Below are 19,369 nucleotides of genomic sequence, written 5' to 3' on the forward strand. Positions count from 1 at the left end.
AAAAAGTATATTTCAATGTGTAATTAAAAATACACCCTATAAAAAAAGTTTACACTCACTACACACAAAATAGTTACCAGCAAATATAGGCTAATATAATCAATAGGTCTCATTAAAATTAATCTAAAGCAACAACTGCCGCTGCAATAGATGCAAGTCTTGCTTGAGCTTCATCCGATCGACTTGTAATAACCACTGGAACTTTACCACCAACCACAACTCCAGCAGCACAAGCACCACAGAAATAAATCATCATTTTTACTAAGCTATTTCCTGTTTCGACACTTGGAACGAGTAAAACATCTGCAATACCCGCAACTTCATTTTTAATTCCTTTTATTGCAGCTGATTTTTTTGAAACACAGTTATCAAATGCTAAAGGGCCAAAAACATTAGCATCTAAATTTTCTTCCTTTGCAAGTTTAGTAATCTCTGCTGCATCTTTTGAGCTTGGCACACTTTCCAATACCTCTTCCGTAGCAGATAATAAGGCAATTTTTGGTCTTTCAATTTCAATTCGTTTTGAAAAATTAATTACGTTTTTTAAAATATGCATTTTGGTTTTTACATTTGGTAAAACATTAAGTGCACCATCCGTGATAATTAAGGGTTTGTCATTTTTACCAACTGTCATATGCCAAATATGACTTAATCTAGTTTTACCTAATAAATCATATTCTCTTTTAAGAACTTCTTTCATCAATATGTCAGTATGAATATGTCCTTTAACTATAATTTTAACTTTTCCCTCCGATGCTAATTTTGCAGCAATTGCAGCTGTATTATTTTCAACAGGCTCATGAATAATTTCAAAATTAGAAATATCCCATTTTAAATCTTGAGCACACTTATTAATTTCGTTCCTATCTCCAATAAATATTGGTTCTATTAAATTTTCATTAACTGCATCTTGAACAGAAAGCATTGGTAATGGCTTTCCAGCATTAACCACAGCAACTTTTACTCCTTTTTTTTTATGAGCAAAATATAACAAGTTATTAGGACAAACTATTTCTTTGTTTGAAAGCATTTCGTATAAATATAATTTTCTAATAAAAGAACAATAAATTAAATCAATAATATGGTTTTAATTTGTCTAATTTAGTAGCGTTTCCAGATCTTTTTTTATGATTTCTGGAATATTGATCTCTTTTTTTGAATTCTCTTTAAATCTTTTGAATTTGTTTTGACCGGGATACATAATTTCTTTTACACCTTTTATTTTAGGCAATCTTTTAATTGTTCTAATGTTTTCTTTTATTCTTTGGTTATAATTTTTTTGAAATAAATTTGCCCTAAAGGTAATAAATAAATGTCCAATATTTTGTGGTCCTGAAAAATCATCAAATGGATCTTTAACTTTTCCAGCATGATTTCCGCCAGTTAAAGTTCCACTCAAAATATCAACCATCCAAGCAAGACCAGATCCTCTAAAACCTGCAATAGGTAACTGGACACCAGCTAAAGCTTTCTTTGCATCAACTGTAGGATTTCCAAATTTATCTAAAGCAACTCCCTCTGGAATTTTTTGATTATTTCTTGCAGCAACTCTTATTTTACCCCTGTTAATCATTGATATCGATGTATCTAAAATAAATGGAATTTTAGATCCTGTGGGTGTTCCAAAACATATTGGATTTGTTCCAAACAAACTTTTCAATGCTCCATGGGGTGCCACAGCAGGAGGTGCATTTGTATAAATCATCGTGATTAAATTTTTTTTAACAGCTTGCTCTGCGTAATAACCTGATAAACCATAATGCCCACTATTTTTTACAGCAACTAAACCAATTCCAGTTTTTTTTGCATTATCGATTGCTTTTTTAATACCGACATCTGCTGCAACAAAACCAATACTATTATTTGCATCAATATGAGAAATTGATTGGGAAATCTTTTTTATTTTTATTTTTGGTTTTGCATTAATTACTTTTTTGCTTATTCGATCACAATACATTTTTAGTCTTGATAATCCGTGCCCATAAGCACCAACAAGTTCAGCATTTATCAATGCCTCAGCAGATATTGCTGCATGACTTTGACTTAAGCCATGTTTTTTAAAAATTTTAATAATCAATTTTTTTAATTGAGGAGTTTTCAAATTATCCTTTTCCACGCCATGGGATATATTTATCAATAAGTTTTCTAAGTGTTACATCAAACAATAAACCAAGCATACCCATGATAAAAATTGTGATCCAAATTACTTCATATTGGAAATACTTTTTAGCTACGTTTTCAACAAACCCAATTCCAGTAGTTCCCGCTAAAAACTCAGCTGCAACTAAAGTTCCCCAACACATACCAACTGCAACTCTTATCCCTGTCAGTATTTCAGGTAATGAATTAGGAAAAATTACATATCTTAAAATCTGTTTTTTAGATGCTCCAAGTGAGTGAGCAGCATGAATTTTTGATAACTGTGTTCCAGATGCCCCAGCTCTAGCTGATATAATCATAATTGATAAAGAGACCATGAAAAGTAGGAAGATTTTTCCTGAGTTATCTATACCAAGTACAGAAATAATTAACGGTGCCCACGCAAGAGGAGGTACCGGTCTATAAAGTTCAATTAAAGGATCAAAAAATCCTTTAGCAAATCTATTAAGACCCATAAATAATCCTAAAGGAACACCAATTATTATTCCAAAAATTAAACCTAATAAAACTCTTAAAAATGAATCCCAAATGTGTCCATAAGGAACAGGAACTTTAAATAAACTAAAGTCACCAGTAACAATTTTTAAAACATTTCCTTTAAAGTTTTGTTCAACGACGCCTTCTTTAGTGTGAATAGGGTACTCACCTGGTATGATATCTGCAATCCAATCAGGTAAAATAAATCCAATCATTTGACTTACATCAATTAATTGAATCCATAAAAGTGGTACATCCTTATAACCAACGCTTGGCTTTGACATTAGAACAAATTTATTAAATGTATCAGATGGTTTTGGAAGCCATCTACCCGAACCTTGTTCTGAACAACTTTGTCCACTAGCTACAATAGTTCCAGCAGGAAATAACAATGCATCAATTAATTTTAATCCACCCTGAACATTATTTTTTGCATTGTCAAAATTAACAACTGCTTTTTGTAGATTATCAAGTGCATTTGGTGGATAGATACTTGCAAATTCTATACGTCTTGCAATCTTTACAATATTTTTTGCATACTCAGACGCTACTTCTTCGTTATCACTTAACTCACTTCTATAAATTTTAATTTGATCTTTGATTTTCTTAATTTGATTTTTAAACTGTACATTATGATTTCTGAGTTTAAAAAATTCTTCACTTATTAAACTTATCTCCTCTGCTGCTGCATGAAATTTTAAACCTTTATTGGTTGATGGAATTAATGGAACCTCAAGAGTATTTTCAATAGATCCCGATCCAGCATTTACTTTTACAATACCCCAACCACCTTCATCATTTGCTGCTTGAAGTCTTGTTTGAAGTTGTTGTTCAGTTTCAAATGGATAATCAGGCTTTTTAAAATTTTCAGTTAATAGATTTATTTTTCCAGTAATTTCATTTATTTTTTCTTTAGTCTCATTTTCAATTAAATCTTCGTTAGTTAATAATGGAATTAATTGAGAGGTTTGATTTAGAAAACCAATCAAAATTTCTTTTTGCTGAGTACTTACATCTGAGTTTTGAATTTCGATAGATAAGTTTCTAATGTTTTCATTTTCTTTTTTAATTTGCGCTGTACTTTTGAGTTCTCTTTGCTCAATTGGAAATTGATATTTTAATCCAAGCAACGAGTCGTTTACTTTTGCAACTTGGCAAAGTTCATTAGCAGATTTTGGATAAAATCCTCGTGCTATATCCCAAGAGTAATACATCCATATTAAAAGTATTGTACAGCTTCCTAAAATTACCCAATGAGTACCACCTTTAGATCTTTCTGGATTACCAAAAACTGCATCCACTTTTTCTGTTTGAATTAATTTTCGACCGTAAACAATAGATCCAATAATCGTGGCTAAAATTAAAATTGTTAGAATTTGTGTGAGCATTTTATTCTTTACCCATAATTTCTTCTTCCATATTCCAAATCATGGTTAAGATTTCTTCACGTGTTTTTGAAAATTCTTTATCTTTTTTAATTTCTCTTAAATCTTCTTGTAGTCCTCTGTTTGCAAACGGAAGTGTGTATTCCTTGTGAATTCTCCCTGGTCTTGGAGCCATTACGTATAATCTTTCTCCAAGTAGCAATGCTTCTTCAACAGAGTGTGTAATTAAAATAATTGTTTTTCCAGTTTCTTTCCAAATTTTTAAGACTAATGACTGCATTTTTTCCCTAGTTAATGCATCTAATGCTCCAAGTGGTTCATCCATTAGAATTAAATCAGGATCATTAATTAAGCATCTTGCAAGAGCTATTCTTTGCTGCATACCACCTGACAATTGATAAGTTGGTGTATTACCAAACCCTTTTAGACCAACAATATCTAGCCATTCATCAACTTTTTTTTGAGTTGTAACTGGATCTTCTTTTTTCATCCGAAGACCAAAGTTTACATTTTCTGCAACAGTCAACCATTCAAATAAAGCACCTTGTTGAAATACCATTCCTCTTTCAACACCAGGTCCATCAATTTCATTATTATTTAAAGTTAATTTTCCAGATGTCGGTCTTATAAATCCTGCAGTGATATTTAATAAAGTTGTCTTTCCACATCCAGAAGGACCAAGGACAGTTAATAGTTCACCTTTTTTTAAAGTAAAGTTTACATCCTTTAAAGCATGAACAGTTTCTCCTTTAGGAGTTTTAAAAATCATGTTTAGATCTTGAGAAACTAATTCACTCATTGGATATTTTATTTTAGAATTTTTTTATAAAATAGGCACCAAAAAAATTTGGTGCCTATTAAAGTTTTAATCTCTACTAAATTATAGAGGTAAGAAACTAGTGTCTACATTTCCTTTAGGTGTACCCATTCCTTCTAGGAATCCGTGTAAGTTACCTTTAGTCATAGACTGAGCAGTTTCTTCAGGAGTTAAGAATTTAAATCCACTTAGTGTATCTTTCATATCTCCAACTGACATTTCAGACTCTTTTGCCATAGCATTAAGATCTGATTTACCAGCAGCATATCTAGCGTTTGCTTCATGAGTTACTTCGATGAAAGTTCTAAGCATACCTGGATTTTCTTTCATAAACTTTGTAGTTACAGAAGTAATATCGATACCTAAAATTCCAGCATCTCTAGCTTCTTGAACTGTTAAAAGTCTTGATCCAACTGCTGTTGCAGCTTTGATAGAGTTACCACCAAATAAACAAGCCATCACAACGTCACCACTTACTAAAGCAGCAGCACCTTCCTCAGGGTCCATTTGAATGATATCCATTTTGTTTCTGTCAGCACCAACAACTTTCATACTTTCATCAAAAACGTATTCAGCCATTGTTCCTAGTGGAACAGCAACTTTTTTACCTTCTAACTCAGAACCATTTGCTTTTGTAATTCCAGAAGCATTTGATGTTACACAAGTTGTTCCACCCATTCCGTATTCCATTGCTATATCAACTAATTTGATAGGCGCTTTAGACTTTACAGCATTGATGAAAGGCACTAAACCTTGCGAGTAAGAGATATCAATATCTCCTGCTAACATTGCGTCAGTCATTGCTCCACCATTAGTGAAGTTTGTCCATTTAACTGGTACTCCTAATGCTTTTTCATACATTTTCTTATTCATGTCTTCTAAGTTTGGTGTTGGCCATTCTAAGAAGTAGGCAACTCTAACTTCGTTCGCTGCAGAGTTTGCAACAGAAATTGAAAGATTAAGAGCTACGATTGAACTAAGAATAAAACTTAATATTTTTTTCATTTATTCCTCTCTATTTGATTTGTAATAATTGCAACTTTAATTTTAATTTATAAGAGTTGTAAAACAAAAAAAGTCGCATGTGATTTACTGTGCAATTATAGGTTGTAGTCAAAAAATATGGTGGTGCAGGGAATAAATTTAGTCTAAAGAGGTTTATTAACTTAATTTAACTTACATATATATATTTATATAGAGAGACAAATATGAGCGCAGAAAACAGAACTTCAGTACCTAATTCTTTAAATGAACATTGGATGCCATTTACATCTAATAAAGATTTTAAGGAAAACCCGAGGTTAATTACTGAAGCTAAAGGCGTTTATTTAAAAACTCATCACGGCAAAACTCAAATTGATGCAAGTTCAGGATTATTTTGTAATCCGCTTGGTCATGGAAGAAGAGAAATTACAGAAGCTGTTACAAAACAATTAGATACTTTAGATTATGCTCAACCTTTCCAACAAGGTTTTGGGGGATCATTTGAACTTGCTACAAGAATTTCAAAACACACACCAGGAAATTTAAATAAAATATTTTATACTATTTGTGGATCAACAGCAGTTGAAACAGCAATTAAAATTGCAATAGCTTATCACAGAGCAAAAGGGGATAGTAAACGATTTAGATTTGTTGGACGTGAAAGAGGATATCACGGAATGAATATTGGATGTGTGTCTGTTGGCGGAATGGTTAACAATGTTAAAACATTTGCAAGTATTTTAATGCCAGGTGTTCAACACATGAGACATACTCATTTACCAGATCATAAATTTATAAGCGGTCAACCTGATACAGGAGCTGATCTTGCAGATGATTTAGACAGAATAGCAGCAAACTTTGGTGGAGAAAATATTGCAGCATGTATTGTTGAACCAATTGCAGGATCAACTGGAACACTAGTTCCACCTAAAGGATATTTACAAAAATTAAGAGAGATTTGTGATAAACACGGAATACTTTTAATTTTTGACGAAGTGATTACTGGATGGGGAAGAACTGGCTCATCATTTGCAGGTCATGAGTTTGGAGTAACTCCAGATATAATGACAATGGCAAAAGCTACAACTAATGGAGTTGTTCCAATGGGTGTTGTTGCATGTAAAGATGAAATCTATGATGCAGTTATGGATGATAGTCCAAAAGGTGCTGTAGAGCTATTTCATGGATACACTTATTCTGGAATTCCAGTTGCAGTAGCCGCAGCATTAGCTGTGCAAGATATTTTTGAAAAAGATGATATTTTTGAAAGAGCAAAAAATTTAGCCCCTTACTTTCAAAAAGGGTTGTTCTCTCTTCAAGATTTAGAGTCTGTTGATAATATAAGAGGATACGGAATGATGGGTGGTATTGATATGAAATTGAATACCAAACCAGGTAGAGCAGGTTATGAATGTTTCAAAGCTTGTTATGAAGCTGGAGTTAATTTCAAAGCTACAGGCGATTGTTTAATCATTGCTCCTCAATTTATATGTGAAGAAAAACATATAGATGAGATTATTGATAAACTAAGAACTGGAATAACTAATTACCAAAAAAATCAAAAAAATTAGTTTCTAATTTTTTATTATTAAATTGTAGGAGTGTTATGAAGATAGGCGTACCTAAAGAAATTAAACCTCAAGAAAATAGAATTGGTTTAACACCTGAAAGTGTTAAAACTTTAGTTTCCGAAGGTCATGAAGTTTTAGTTGAAAATAACGGTGGTTTTGAAGCAGGTTTTGAAAATGAGCAATATACTGCTGCGGGTGCAAAAATTGTAGATAAAGCCTCTGATATTTTTAATGATGCTGAAATAATAGTTAAAGTAAAAGAACCTCAAAAAGTTGAAGTAGACATGATTAGGGAAAATCAAATTGTCTATACTTATCTTCATTTAGCAGCTGCAAAAGAATTAACAGAAGGTTTAATTAAATCTAAAAGCATTAACATTGCCTATGAAACTGTAACAGATGATAATGGAAGACTTCCATTATTAGCACCCATGAGTGCGGTTGCAGGACGTATGTCTGTTCAAGCGGGAGCGCATTGCTTGGAAAAAAATCAAAAAGGAAGAGGGCTTTTATTGGGTGGTGCACCAGGAGTGACTGGTGGAACTGTTGTAATTTTAGGTGGTGGAGTTGTTGGAGAAAATGCAGCAGTGATTGCAACTGGTATGCAGGCAAAAGTTCATATTGTTGATAAATCAGAGGCAAGACTAAAACAGTTAGTTGGAATGTTTGGGGATAAAATAATTCCAGAACAAAGTGATAAAATTGATTTAAATAAATTAGTGGCAGAAGCTGATTTATTAATTGGAGGAGTTTTAATTCCAGGAGCTGAGGCACCTAAGCTTGTTACCAAAGATATGTTGAAATTAATGAAAAGAGGATCTGTAATTGTTGATGTTGCAATTGATCAAGGTGGGTGTGTTGAAACGAGTAAGCCAACTACTCATGGTGATCCGACATATATTGTTGATGATGTAGTTCATTATTGTGTAGCTAATATGCCAGGTGGAGTTCCAAGAACATCAACACTTGCATTAAATAATGCAACATTACCTTTTTTAGTAAAACTTGCTAACAAAGGTTATCAAAAGGCTTTAGGTGAAGATAAAAACTTTTTAGCAGGATTAAATGTTCATAAAGGTGAAGTAACTTATAAAGCAGTTGCAGATGTTTTTGGTCATAATTTTGTAGAGCCAGGAGTAGCTATAAGATCTTAATGAAAATTGACAAAACAAAAAAAGTTTTAATTGTTGGCGCAGGTGGTTTTATTGGCGGTCATTTAGTTAAAAAATTTTTAGATAATGGAAATAACGTAGTTGCAGTAGATATTAAACCTAAAGAATATTGGTTCCAAGACTTTGAAAAATCTGAAAATCATTATTCAATGGATATGAAAGATATCATTAATTGTAGAAAAGTTACCCCGGGCATTAATTATGTATTTAATATGGCTTGTAATATGGGTGGCATGGGTTTTATTGAAAATAATAAAGCAGAATGTATGCAATCAGTTCTAATTAATACAAATTTACTTATAGCCTCAAAAGAAAATGAAATAGAAAAATATTTTTTTTCATCAAGTGCGTGTGCTTATAATAAATCAAAACAGGAAGAAGTTTTTATTGATGGTTTGAAAGAAGAAGATGCATATCCAGCTGATCCAGAAGATGGTTATGGCTGGGAGAAACTATTCAGTGAAAGGATGTGTAGACATTTTCAAGAGGATTATGGAATACAAGTTAGAATAGCTAGATACCATAATATTTATGGACCATACGGTACTTATGATGGAGGTAGAGAGAAAGCTCCAGCAGCTTTATGTAGAAAAATTATTGAGGCAAAAACAAAAAAAGATAACAAAATTTATGTTTGGGGGGATGGATTACAAACAAGAACATTTTTATATATAGACGACTGTGTTGAAGGCACATTAAGATTATTTAACTCTGATTACTCTGATCCTGTTAATATTGGTAGTGATGAACAAGTTTCTATAAATCAAATGATAGACGTAATTAAAGATATTGCAGAATTAGATGAAATTGAAAAAGAATATCAATTAGATAAACCTAAAGGGGTAAGAGGTAGATCAAGCAATAATGACTTAGTTAAAAAAATTTTAGATTGGTCTTATCAAATTAAACTAAAAGAAGGTCTTACAAAAACGTATAATTGGATACAGGGTGAAATTGCCAAAACTGGCTCAAATAATAATAGATTTACAAAATCGTAAAATTTAAAGATTTTCTAAAATCTTATAAGTATAATTGAATAATGAACAATAATTTGAATTCATTAGGGTTCCCCAAAAAACCTTCAGACACAAAAGTTGTTGTGGCAATGTCTGGAGGAGTAGACTCATCTACTGTTGCAGGCATGATGAAAAGTGAAGGTTACAAAGTAATTGGGATTACGCTTAAGCTTTATGATGATGGAAAAGAAGTTGCTGCATCAAAACAATGTTGCTCAGGTCAAGATATTATGGATGCAAAAAGGGTCGCTAATAAATTAGATATTGAACATAAGATTTTATATTTTCAAAATAAGTTTAGAAAGGGTGTAATTGATAACTTTGTAGAAAGTTACTTAAAAGGAGAAACACCTATTCCCTGTGTTCAGTGTAATCAAACAGTAAAATTTAAAGATTTATTTGAAGTATCCAAAGAACTTAAAGCCGATGCTTTAGTTACAGGCCATTACGTGAAAAGTATTACTCAAAATAATTCAACGAATATGTATAGAGCAATAGATGAAAATAGAGATCAAAGTTATTTTCTATTCAATACAACTAGACAACAATTAGATTATTTAAGATTTCCTTTGGGAAATTTATTAAAAAATGAGACAAGAGAAATTGCAAAAAATTTAGATTTGAATGTGGCTGATAAGCCTGATAGCCAAGATATATGTTTTGTTCCAAATGGTGATTACGCATCAGTAATTCAAAAGTTTAGACCAGACTCATTTAAAAAAGGGAATATTAAAAATTTAGAAGGAAAAGTAATTGGTGTTCACGATGGAATTATTAATTTTACAATTGGACAAAGAAAAGGAATCAAGGTTTCTGATAAAGAGCCTTTATATGTTTTAAAAATCAATTCTGAAAATAATGAAATTATAGTTGGACCAAAAGAGCATTTAGGTAAAAAAAAAATTCGTCTCAAAGATATAAATTTACTTACAACTAAAGAAGATTTTCAAAATAATATATTTTGCAAAGTAAGATCTACTGGTAAACTTTTAGAGGCAAATGTTAGCTTTGATGATGATAAAGCTGAAGTTAATTTATTCATACCAGAAGATGGTATTTCTCCTGGACAGGCTTGCGTATTTTATAACAAAGACCAGTTTGGTTATAAGGTTCTTGGTGGTGGCTGGATTAAAGAATAAAGCTATTTCTTTTTATTTTTTCTTTTAGCTCTTCTTTTTTTAGAGCCCTGTTTTCTTCGGCCCCTATGTTTTTTTGGATAACTCATTAATTCCTATGTTATTATTTGTTTGAAATTATGTTGGGGATATAGCATAGTCGCCATTAGTTATCAAATTTTTTATGTCGAATTCATTTAAAACTTTTTTAAAACATACAGCAAAAGACTTTCATAATCAGTCAGTTAATCCTCCGGTTGTAAGAGCTTCGACGATAATCTTTAAGTCAATGCAACATATAAGAAAAACTCAAGCTAAAGCTCAAAAAAATCCAACAGGCGGTCATTTTGATTATGGAAGACAAGGCACTTCTACCACTTATATCTTACAAAAGATTTTAACAAAATTAGAAGAAAGCTATCATGTCTTTACAACACCGACAGGTTTTGGTGCAGTTTTTTTAGCTATATTTAGTGTGACAAGACCTGGTGATGAAATCATAGCCGCTGATCCAGTGTATAGTCCAACAAGATTATTAACTGAAAATTTTTTAAAAGAATTTAATATCAAAACAACTTTTTATAATCCTCACGATTTAAAAACTCTGGAGAGTGCAATAAGTAAAAAAACTAAATTAATTTTTGTTGAAAACCCAGGTAGTAATACTTTTGATTTTCAAGATTTAGGAAAAATTATATCAATTGCAAAAAAAAATAAAATTTTAACTGCTATAGATAATACTTGGGGTACACCATATTATTTAAAACCTATTAAGCTTGGTTTTGATATGTCGATTGTATCAGCTACCAAATATTATTCAGGTCACTCAGATGTGATGGGTGGAAGTTTGGCTGTAAATAAAAAAGTTTTCAATCAAGTAAAAAATGCTGAAAGAATTACAGGTCTAAGATTAGGACCTGATGATGCTTATTTGATAACACGTGGACTTAGAACACTGGATGTTAGATTGGATCGTCATAGAGAAAATGCAAAAAAAGTTGCTGAATTTTTATCTAAAAATAAAAAGTTTAAACTTTTGTATCCTTACAAAAAGGATAGTCACAACTTTAGAATGTGGAAAAAATATTATTCTGGTGCATCAGGACTGATGGGCTTAAAAATAAAATCTAAAAATATTAATTCAGTTAGAAAATTTGTTAATTCACTAAAATTATTTGGTTATGGTTATAGTTGGGGAGGATTTGAAAGTTTAGCACTTCATCAAGAGTTTAGAGAAACAGGTACTCGTAAATATCTCAAACTTGAAAAGGATGAACATTTAGTTAGGTTTCATATTGGTTTAGAAGACCCAAAAGATCTTATTGCTGATATAAAGCAGGCATTAAGACATCTTAAATGACATCTGAAAAATTTATTAATTCTAATACTGCATTAGTAACACTCATCGCAGCCTGTGGAGTAGTTTTAATCTCTTTAGGGGTTAGACAAACCTTTGGTTTGTTTATTAATGATTTTCAAAGAGATCTTGGAGTATCAATAACAGAGTCAGGACTAGCTATTGGAATTCAAATGTTAATGTGGGGATTAACAGGACCAATTTTTGGAGCAATAGCCGATAGATATGGTGGTCACAAAGCAATCATGCTTGCATTTATTTTTTATACATTAGGTATTTATTTTTTATATTCTGGACCTAACACTGGAATTTTTTTCCAATTAGATCTTGGTATTCTTGTAGGAATAGGACTTGGTGGTACTGCGATAAGTATTCCAATGTCTATAGTTGGTAAACACTTTCCTTTATCAAATAGAACAATTGCGATGAGTTTTGTCACAGCAGTAGGTTCGTTTGGTTATTTTATCTCACCAATTTTTACAAACTATAGCTTAGCCAATAACGGATGGATCAATACATTATATTACTTTGTTGTGTTTTTATTAATTGGTTTTGTTATTTCTTATTTTGTTAAATCACCATCAGTTAGTGAGAATTTAGAAAAACCTAGTTCTCAAACAACTTTTCAGGCACTCAGTGAAGCTTTTAAAACAAAAAGCTATATTTTATTAACTTCTGGTTTTTTTGTTTGCGGATTTCACATTACGTTGGTTGGAACTCATGTCCCTAAATATGTAATCGATAGAGGTTTAGAAAACTGGACTGCTGCAGCAATATTATCTCTAATTGGACTTTTTAATATTTTTGGATCATTACTTAGTGGTTATTTATCAACTAAAATAAGTAAAAAAATTATATTAAGTTCAATTTATTTCTTAAGGGGAATTTCAATAATTTTATTTATTTTTCTTCCAGCTAGCAATCTAAATGCTTTTATATTTGGTGCTAGTTTTGGATTTTTATGGCTTTCAACAGTACCTGCAACAAGTGGAATAGTTGCTCATTTATTTGGGACTAAATATTTAGGCCTTTTATATGGTATTGTTTTTTTAAGTCATCAAGTAGGTTCATTTTTTGGTGCCTATCTTGGAGGTTTATTCCATGATCTTTATGGCTCATATGATTATGCGTGGTATTTAGCAATTGCATTATCAGTATTTGCAGCAATAATTCATTTACCAATTAAAGAAGAAGCTGTTTTAAGATTAAAAACTGAATAAATTGAGTAATATTTACAAACTTTATAAATTACATAATTCTAATCAGCCTTATATCATTTACAAATCAAATAAAGGGTTCAAAATTTATTATGATTTTTCAAAAAAAATAATTTTAAGAAACATTAAAGATGTCCAAAATTTCTTAAATTTTAAAACAAATAAAAAAAAATCTAAAAGTACAGATTTATTTTTAGGTTTTTTTGGTTATGAATTATTAAATAATTTAATAGATATAAAAATCCCAAAACAAAAGTCTTTAAATTTTTACAAAGGTATTTTTTATAAACCTGAAACTGTTCTTAGTATTAATAATTTTGTAAATTCAAATAATTACAAAAAGTTAAATAAAAATTTTAAGATTAATATAAATAAAAAGGCTTACTCTAAAATATTTGATAAATTTAAAAAAAGAATAAGAGCAGGAGACACTTATCAAATAAAAATTTGTACTAAATACAAGTCTAAATCAAAAGTTGATCCGTTAGATTTCTTTTCTAGATTATCTGAGTTTAATTTAGCGCCAGAAGCATTCATGATTAAAGATAAGGATTTTTCAATTGTAAGCTGTTCTCCAGAAAATCTCATCGATAAGAAAGGTAACCAAATTTCAACCAAACCAATCGCTGGAACTGTAAAAAAAATAAATAAGATGAATAAATCAAAAGCATTAAAATACTTTCAAAAGAATATTAAAGAAAATAAAGAACATAACATGATCGTAGATATGGAAAGAAATGATTTATCTAAAATATGTGTTCCATTAAGTGTTGAGGTTGTTAAAGAAAAAGTAATTGAAGAATACCGAGACTTATTTCATTATGTAAGCTTAATTAAAGGTAAAGTTAGAAAATCAGTTCAAATTTTAGATATTATCAAAGCTATGATGCCTGGAGGATCTGTAATTGGTTGTCCAAAGATAAACACCTTAAAACTTTTAAATAATCAAGAAAAAGAAAATCGAAATATTTATACTGGAAGCTTTGGTTATATAAAATTTAATGGAGATATGAGATTTAATATAATTATTAGATCAATTTTAAATTTTAAAAATATATCAGAAGTAGCGGTTGCATCAGGTGTAGTGATAGACAGCAATGCCAGCCGAGAGTTCAATGAAAATTATATAAAAGCTAAAGCTTTAATAGATTTGTATTAATGATTTACATAATAGATCATAACGACTCATTCACATTCAACGTCGTTCATCAATTTTCAAGATTTGATAAAGTAGTTTGTGATAATTATGACAAAATTAATTATAATACTTTAGAAAAAGCTAGCTCTTTAGTTTTCTCACCAGGACCTGGTAACCCAAAAGATTATCCAAGGACTTCAAAAATTTATAAAAAATATAAAAGAAAAAAAAAGATAATTGGAATATGTTTAGGATTTCAACAAATTTTGTTTAATGAAGGGGCTAGAATAATAGAACAGAAAAATATCTATCATGGTTTTCAATCTAAAATAAAAGTTAACAATAAAAGTAAAATTTTTGATGATAATTCAGAATTTAAAGTTGGCAGATATCATTCATTAAAGCTTAAAGAGCCTTTTAAAAAGAATAGTTTTGATATAACAATGCGTTGCAAAATTACAAATGTTGCTATGGCATTTGAAAATAATCTAGATAAAATTTATGGATTTCAATTTCACCCAGAATCTTTTTTAACTTTAAATGGCAACTTTCTTATTAAAAAAATCTTATCAGCTTAATAATTTAAAAGAGATAAAGTTTAATGACCTATGGGGAGATCATGGTGTCTTCACTACCATGTGGATTTTTGATAAATCTTTTAAGATTCTTTTTTTTAGAGATCATATTAATAATTTAATCAAATCTGCAATAGTTTATGGAATAAATACAAAAAATTTAAAAAAAAATATTTTTAAACTTTTAAGAAAAAACTTATCTAATAGTAAAAAATATAATCATCTTTTAAGAATAGCTTTAAATAAAAAAGTTATTTCAATTTCAATAAGGAGCAAGATAAAGATTAAAAATAATTTAGTTTTAAAATTAGTAAAATTAAAACGTCAAAAGCCAGAATATAAAAATCTTAAATACAGAAAGATTCTTTTACATCTATCAAAACTTGATACCAGTAAGTTTGATATAGGTCTTATAAGTGATAAAAAACTTTTAGAGACAGGAACTTCAAATATTCTTTTAGCAAAAGATAAAAAAATATACTCACCTATAAAAGGTTTTTATAAAGGTATTACATTTAGATCATTAGAAAAAAAATTACCTAAAATTTTTAAAAAAAATATTTATGTAAATCAACTACAAGAATTTGATGAAATTATTTTAGTTGGTTCTGGTAAAGGAGTTGCTTCAGTAAGTAAAATTCATAATAATAGCTGGAAAAGAAAAAGTTTAAATTATTTTAATTTGATATCTAAAACTTTAAATTCAGAAATTAAGAAATGTAAAAAAATTTTGATATGAGAGATCCAAATAATCCTTGTTTATTTTGCAATGTTAAAGAAAGTGGAGTAGCACATGAAAATAATTTAGCTTATGCAAGTTATGACACTTACCCAGTCTCTGATCATCATTGTCTGATAATTCCAAAAAGACACATTAAGAATTATTTTGACCTAACAAATGAGGAGCTTTTAGCATGTAATGATCTTATAAAATTAGTTAAAGATGAAATTTTAAATAAAGATACAAGTGTAGAAGGTTTCAATGTAGGTACTAATTCAGGAACTGTTGCTGGACAGTCAATAATGCATTGTCATATTCATGTGATTCCAAGACGTTCTGGTGACGTTGAGAACCCTCAAGGCGGTGTAAGATCAGTAATCCCAAAAAAACAACATTATATAAGAAGAAAATAACCCTAATAACGACAAAATGTACAATAGTTATCAGTTGAAGATTATTTTCAACTATACTAAGTGTTTCTACAATTTAACTAATTTAATTAATCTATGATATACACAAACCCATTTTCTACTTTAGCAGAAACCGTTTCGCCAGTTGCTATGCAAAGCTTTATTATAGCAATGGTTATTTTAATTGCTGTTGGAACAATTATTCAAATGATCCATCATAAAAATATTACTTACTTTTTTAATAATGCAAAAAAAGCAAAATTGTCAGCAACTAAAGAACTTAGTGCTGGAGAAAAAACTGCGATAATAGCAAAAACAGCAGTTGTAGATATTGGTACAACTTCAGAACTTGGCTTTGGAAAAAGAAGACTTGCTCATGTACTTGGTATGTATGGTACAATTTTATTTTGGATTGCATCAGTAGTTTTAGTTTTCAGCTACACTGGTGCTGGGAAATCTAATTCAGAAATTTGGTCAATGCTCTGGCATGTTGGAGCAATACTTACTTGTTTAGGTGGTTATTGGTTCTGGTTTTTCTTAAGAGTAGATGTTTCATCAGAAGCTCATCCTTGGTATAGAATTATTAAAGCAGATTTATTTGTACTTGCTCTTTTAGCTTGTGCTACTTTTGGATTAGCTTGGTCATACACACAATTTAATGGTCAAGTTGGATTATCTTATTTATTTTTGATTTTATTCGTAACTGCAAATATTGTTTTATTTGGAGGTGTATATTGGTCTAAGTTTGCTCACATGTTTTATAAACCAGGAGCAGCAATACAAAAAAATTTGGCTGAAGCAGATGGTTCGAGAGATAACCTGCCACCACCAGCGGATGCACCAGAGCAATTTGGTCTTGGTATTAAAAGAGAACAACCTAAACACTATTAAATTTAGAAAAGGAGAAAAGATAATATGTCAACATTTGTATACATGACTAGATGTGATGGCTGCGGTCATTGCGTAGATATTTGCCCATCAGATATAATGCACATTGATGAAAATATCAGACGTGCAAAAAATATAGAGCCAAACTTTTGTTGGGAATGTTATTCATGCGTTAAAGCATGTCCTAATCATGCAATTGATGTAAGAGGTTATGCAGACTTTGCTCCAATGGGACACAGTGTAAGAGTTAGAAGAGAAGAGGAAAAAGGAACAATCTCTTGGAAAATAAAATTTAGAAATGGAACAGAAAAAAACTTTGTTTCTCCAATTACAACAAAACCTTGGGGTAAATTTATTCCAAAACTTGCAGATGGTGATAAACCAAACCAAGGAGAAATAAATTCTCAAAGATTGTATAGAGAACCAGAAGGATTAAATACGGGTGGTGAATTACCTGTTGTTCCTAAAGAGTCGTTCAAGAAAGGGGTATACTACTAATGGCAAAGCATAAAACTCATTACGAAGATTGTGATATTCTAGTTGTTGGTGGTGGTATGGCTGGAACTGGTGCTACGTTTGAAGCGAGACACTGGGGCAGAGACATGAAAATTGTTTGTGTTGAGAAAGCTAACATCGATAGAAGTGGTGCTGTAGCTCAAGGTCTATATGCAATTAACTGCTACATGGGTATGCAGTGGGGCGAAAACCAACCAGAAGATCATGTTCGATATGCAAGAAATGATCTGATGGGAATGGTTAGAGAAGATTTAGGTTATGACATGGCTCGTCATGTAGATTCTACAGTTCATATGTTTGATGAATGGGGTCTTCCAATGATGAAAAATGAAAAAACTGGAAGATACCTAAGAGAAGGTAAGTGGCAGATAATGATCCATGGTGAAAGTTATAAGCCAATTGTTGCTGAAGCTGCAAAAAAATCTGCTGATAAAATTTACAATAGAATAATGATTACTCATCTTTTAATGGATGAAGCTCAAGACAATAGAATTGGTGGAGCTGTAGGCTTTAACATGAGAACAGGTGATTTCCATGTGTTTAGAGCTAAAGCAGTTATTGTTGCTGCTGGTGGAGCATCACACATATTTAAGCCAAGAGCAGTTGGTGAAGGTATGGGAAGAACTTGGTACGCACCTTGGAGTAATGGTTCAGCATATGCATTACCAATAGCAGCTGGGGCTAAAATGACTCAGATGGAAAATAGAATTGTTTTATGTAGATTTAAAGATGGATATGGACCAGTTGGTGCCTATTTTCTTCATTTAAAAACATACACTCAAAACGCTAATGGCGAAAACTACGAGAAGAAATGGTATGATCAAACTAAAGAGCTAGTTGGTGAATATATTGATCATCATCCAACTCCTACTTGTTTAAGAAACCATGCATTTATTCAAGAAGTTGCTGCAGGTGGTGGACCAATTCATATGGTTACAACTGAGGCTTTCCAAGATCCACACTTAGAAACTGTTGGATGGGAAAACTTTTTAGGCATGACAGTTGGACAAGCAGTTGTTTGGGCTTCGCAAAATATTGACCCTAAATACACAAATCCAGAACTAACTACTTCAGAACCATATGTTATGGGCTCTCATGCAACATGTTCAGGAGCTTGGGTAAGTGGACCTGAAGATTTATCTCCGCCAGAATATTTCTGGGGTTACAATAGAATGTTAACTATCGATGGATTATTTGGTGCGGGTGACACTGTTGGTGGAAGTGCACACAAATTTTCATCAGGTTCTTTTACTGAAGGAAGATTAGCTGCAAAAGCTGCTGTAAAATATATTGAAGATAAAAAAGCAGATGGAATTAAAGTTTCAGACAAACAGTGTGAAAACTTTAAGGAAATTGTTTATAAACCTTTAGATAATTACACAATCGCAAGAAACGAGATTACAGGAGGAACAGTATCTCCAAGCTATATATCTCCAATTCAAGGTTTACAAAGACTACAGAAAATCATGGATGAGTATGTAGGTGGTATTACTTCCAACTATATGACTAATGGAAATATGCTAAAAAGAGGTCTGGAGCTACTAGATTGGCTGCAAGAAGATCTAGAGCATGTTGGAGCAGAGGATTATCACCAGTTAATGAGAGCTTGGGAGCTAAAGCATAGAGCTTTAACTTCTCAGTGTGTTACTGAACATACTCTATTTAGAGAAGAAACTCGTTGGCCTGGATATTACTACAGAGGTGATCACATGAAATTAGATGATGATAATTGGCATTGTTTAACAGTTTCAAGAAGAGATCCTAAAACTGGTAAGTTCAGCATGGAGAAAGTGCCTGTTTACCATATCGTTGACGAAAACGAGAAGAAAAAAGCCTCTTAAGTTAATTAT

At 31.1% G+C, this 19,369-nt stretch carries 18 protein-coding genes; 13 read left to right on the plus strand and 5 right to left on the minus strand.

Going from position 1 to position 19,369, the window contains the following annotated elements; genetic code table 11:
* Positions 1-118 precede the first annotated feature (118 nt).
* The 5 genes from B9N70_RS01850 to B9N70_RS01870 form a co-directional block, all read right to left on the minus strand.
* Positions 119-1,030 (minus strand): bifunctional enoyl-CoA hydratase/phosphate acetyltransferase, encoded by a 912-nt coding sequence (locus B9N70_RS01850; protein ID WP_085114113.1) that lies wholly within the window; start codon positions 1,028-1,030, stop codon positions 119-121.
* Positions 1,031-1,096: 66 nt separating this feature from the next.
* Positions 1,097-2,116 carry an Ldh family oxidoreductase gene (locus B9N70_RS01855; protein WP_231909418.1) on the minus strand — a complete coding sequence of 340 codons (1,020 nt, stop codon included), beginning with the start codon at positions 2,114-2,116 and terminating at the stop codon, positions 1,097-1,099.
* Positions 2,103-4,025 carry an ABC transporter permease gene (locus B9N70_RS01860; RefSeq protein WP_085114114.1) on the minus strand — a complete coding sequence of 641 codons (1,923 nt, stop codon included), beginning with the start codon at positions 4,023-4,025 and terminating at the stop codon, positions 2,103-2,105. Before B9N70_RS01860 ends, B9N70_RS01855 begins: the two co-directional genes overlap by 14 nt.
* A gap of 1 nt (position 4,026) precedes the next feature.
* A complete protein-coding gene (locus B9N70_RS01865; RefSeq protein WP_085114115.1) occupies positions 4,027-4,821 on the minus strand; it encodes a taurine ABC transporter ATP-binding protein in 795 nt (264 codons plus the stop codon).
* Positions 4,822-4,902: 81 nt separating this feature from the next.
* Positions 4,903-5,844, minus strand: coding sequence for an ABC transporter substrate-binding protein (locus tag B9N70_RS01870; RefSeq protein WP_085114116.1), 942 nt, complete (start codon positions 5,842-5,844; stop codon positions 4,903-4,905).
* Between the two features lie 203 nt (positions 5,845-6,047).
* Here B9N70_RS01870 and B9N70_RS01875 point away from each other — a divergent pair, with 203 nt between their 5' ends.
* The 13 genes from B9N70_RS01875 (at position 6,048) to aprA (ending at position 19,360) form a co-directional block, all read left to right on the plus strand.
* Positions 6,048-7,394 (plus strand): aminotransferase class III-fold pyridoxal phosphate-dependent enzyme, encoded by a 1,347-nt coding sequence (locus B9N70_RS01875; RefSeq protein ID WP_085114117.1) that lies wholly within the window; start codon positions 6,048-6,050, stop codon positions 7,392-7,394.
* Positions 7,395-7,429: 35 nt separating this feature from the next.
* Positions 7,430-8,548: an alanine dehydrogenase gene (gene ald / locus B9N70_RS01880; protein WP_085114118.1), complete on the plus strand. Its 1,119-nt coding sequence runs from the start codon at positions 7,430-7,432 to the stop codon at positions 8,546-8,548.
* The gene (locus B9N70_RS01885) at positions 8,548-9,564 is read left to right on the plus strand and encodes an NAD-dependent epimerase/dehydratase family protein (RefSeq protein WP_085114119.1); all 1,017 of its coding nucleotides are present in this window, start codon (positions 8,548-8,550) and stop codon (positions 9,562-9,564) included. Before ald ends, B9N70_RS01885 begins: the two co-directional genes overlap by 1 nt.
* Positions 9,565-9,605: 41 nt before the next feature.
* Positions 9,606-10,721 carry a tRNA 2-thiouridine(34) synthase MnmA gene (mnmA, locus tag B9N70_RS01890; protein ID WP_085114120.1) on the plus strand — a complete coding sequence of 372 codons (1,116 nt, stop codon included), beginning with the start codon at positions 9,606-9,608 and terminating at the stop codon, positions 10,719-10,721.
* A gap of 160 nt (positions 10,722-10,881) precedes the next feature.
* Complete coding sequence (locus B9N70_RS01895) at positions 10,882-12,057, plus strand: trans-sulfuration enzyme family protein (protein ID WP_085114121.1); 1,176 nt, start codon at positions 10,882-10,884, stop codon at positions 12,055-12,057.
* The gene (locus B9N70_RS01900) at positions 12,054-13,274 is read left to right on the plus strand and encodes an MFS transporter (RefSeq protein ID WP_085114122.1); all 1,221 of its coding nucleotides are present in this window, start codon (positions 12,054-12,056) and stop codon (positions 13,272-13,274) included. Before B9N70_RS01895 ends, B9N70_RS01900 begins: the two co-directional genes overlap by 4 nt.
* A gap of 1 nt (position 13,275) precedes the next feature.
* Entirely contained in the window at positions 13,276-14,430 is a 1,155-nt protein-coding gene (locus B9N70_RS01905) for a chorismate-binding protein (RefSeq protein WP_157101737.1), read from the plus strand.
* Positions 14,430-14,987, plus strand: a complete 558-nt coding sequence (locus B9N70_RS01910) for an aminodeoxychorismate/anthranilate synthase component II (protein ID WP_085114124.1) — start codon at positions 14,430-14,432, stop codon at positions 14,985-14,987. The genes B9N70_RS01905 and B9N70_RS01910 overlap by 1 nt, the downstream gene beginning before the upstream one ends.
* Positions 14,950-15,723 carry an aminotransferase class IV gene (locus tag B9N70_RS01915; RefSeq protein ID WP_085114125.1) on the plus strand — a complete coding sequence of 258 codons (774 nt, stop codon included), beginning with the start codon at positions 14,950-14,952 and terminating at the stop codon, positions 15,721-15,723. Before B9N70_RS01910 ends, B9N70_RS01915 begins: the two co-directional genes overlap by 38 nt.
* Positions 15,720-16,118, plus strand: coding sequence for an HIT family protein (locus B9N70_RS01920; RefSeq protein WP_085114126.1), 399 nt, complete (start codon positions 15,720-15,722; stop codon positions 16,116-16,118). The genes B9N70_RS01915 and B9N70_RS01920 overlap by 4 nt, the downstream gene beginning before the upstream one ends.
* A gap of 93 nt (positions 16,119-16,211) precedes the next feature.
* The gene (locus B9N70_RS01925) at positions 16,212-17,006 is read left to right on the plus strand and encodes an adenylyl-sulfate reductase (RefSeq protein WP_085114127.1); all 795 of its coding nucleotides are present in this window, start codon (positions 16,212-16,214) and stop codon (positions 17,004-17,006) included.
* Between the two features lie 24 nt (positions 17,007-17,030).
* Positions 17,031-17,501: an adenylyl-sulfate reductase subunit beta gene (gene aprB / locus B9N70_RS01930; protein ID WP_085114128.1), complete on the plus strand. Its 471-nt coding sequence runs from the start codon at positions 17,031-17,033 to the stop codon at positions 17,499-17,501.
* A complete protein-coding gene (gene aprA, locus B9N70_RS01935; RefSeq protein ID WP_085114129.1) occupies positions 17,501-19,360 on the plus strand; it encodes an adenylyl-sulfate reductase subunit alpha in 1,860 nt (619 codons plus the stop codon). Before aprB ends, aprA begins: the two co-directional genes overlap by 1 nt.
* Positions 19,361-19,369: the final 9 nt, after the last annotated feature.

The sequence above is a fragment of the Candidatus Pelagibacter sp. HIMB1321 genome, from assembly GCF_900177485.1.
GTDB lineage: Bacteria > Pseudomonadota > Alphaproteobacteria > Pelagibacterales > Pelagibacteraceae > Pelagibacter.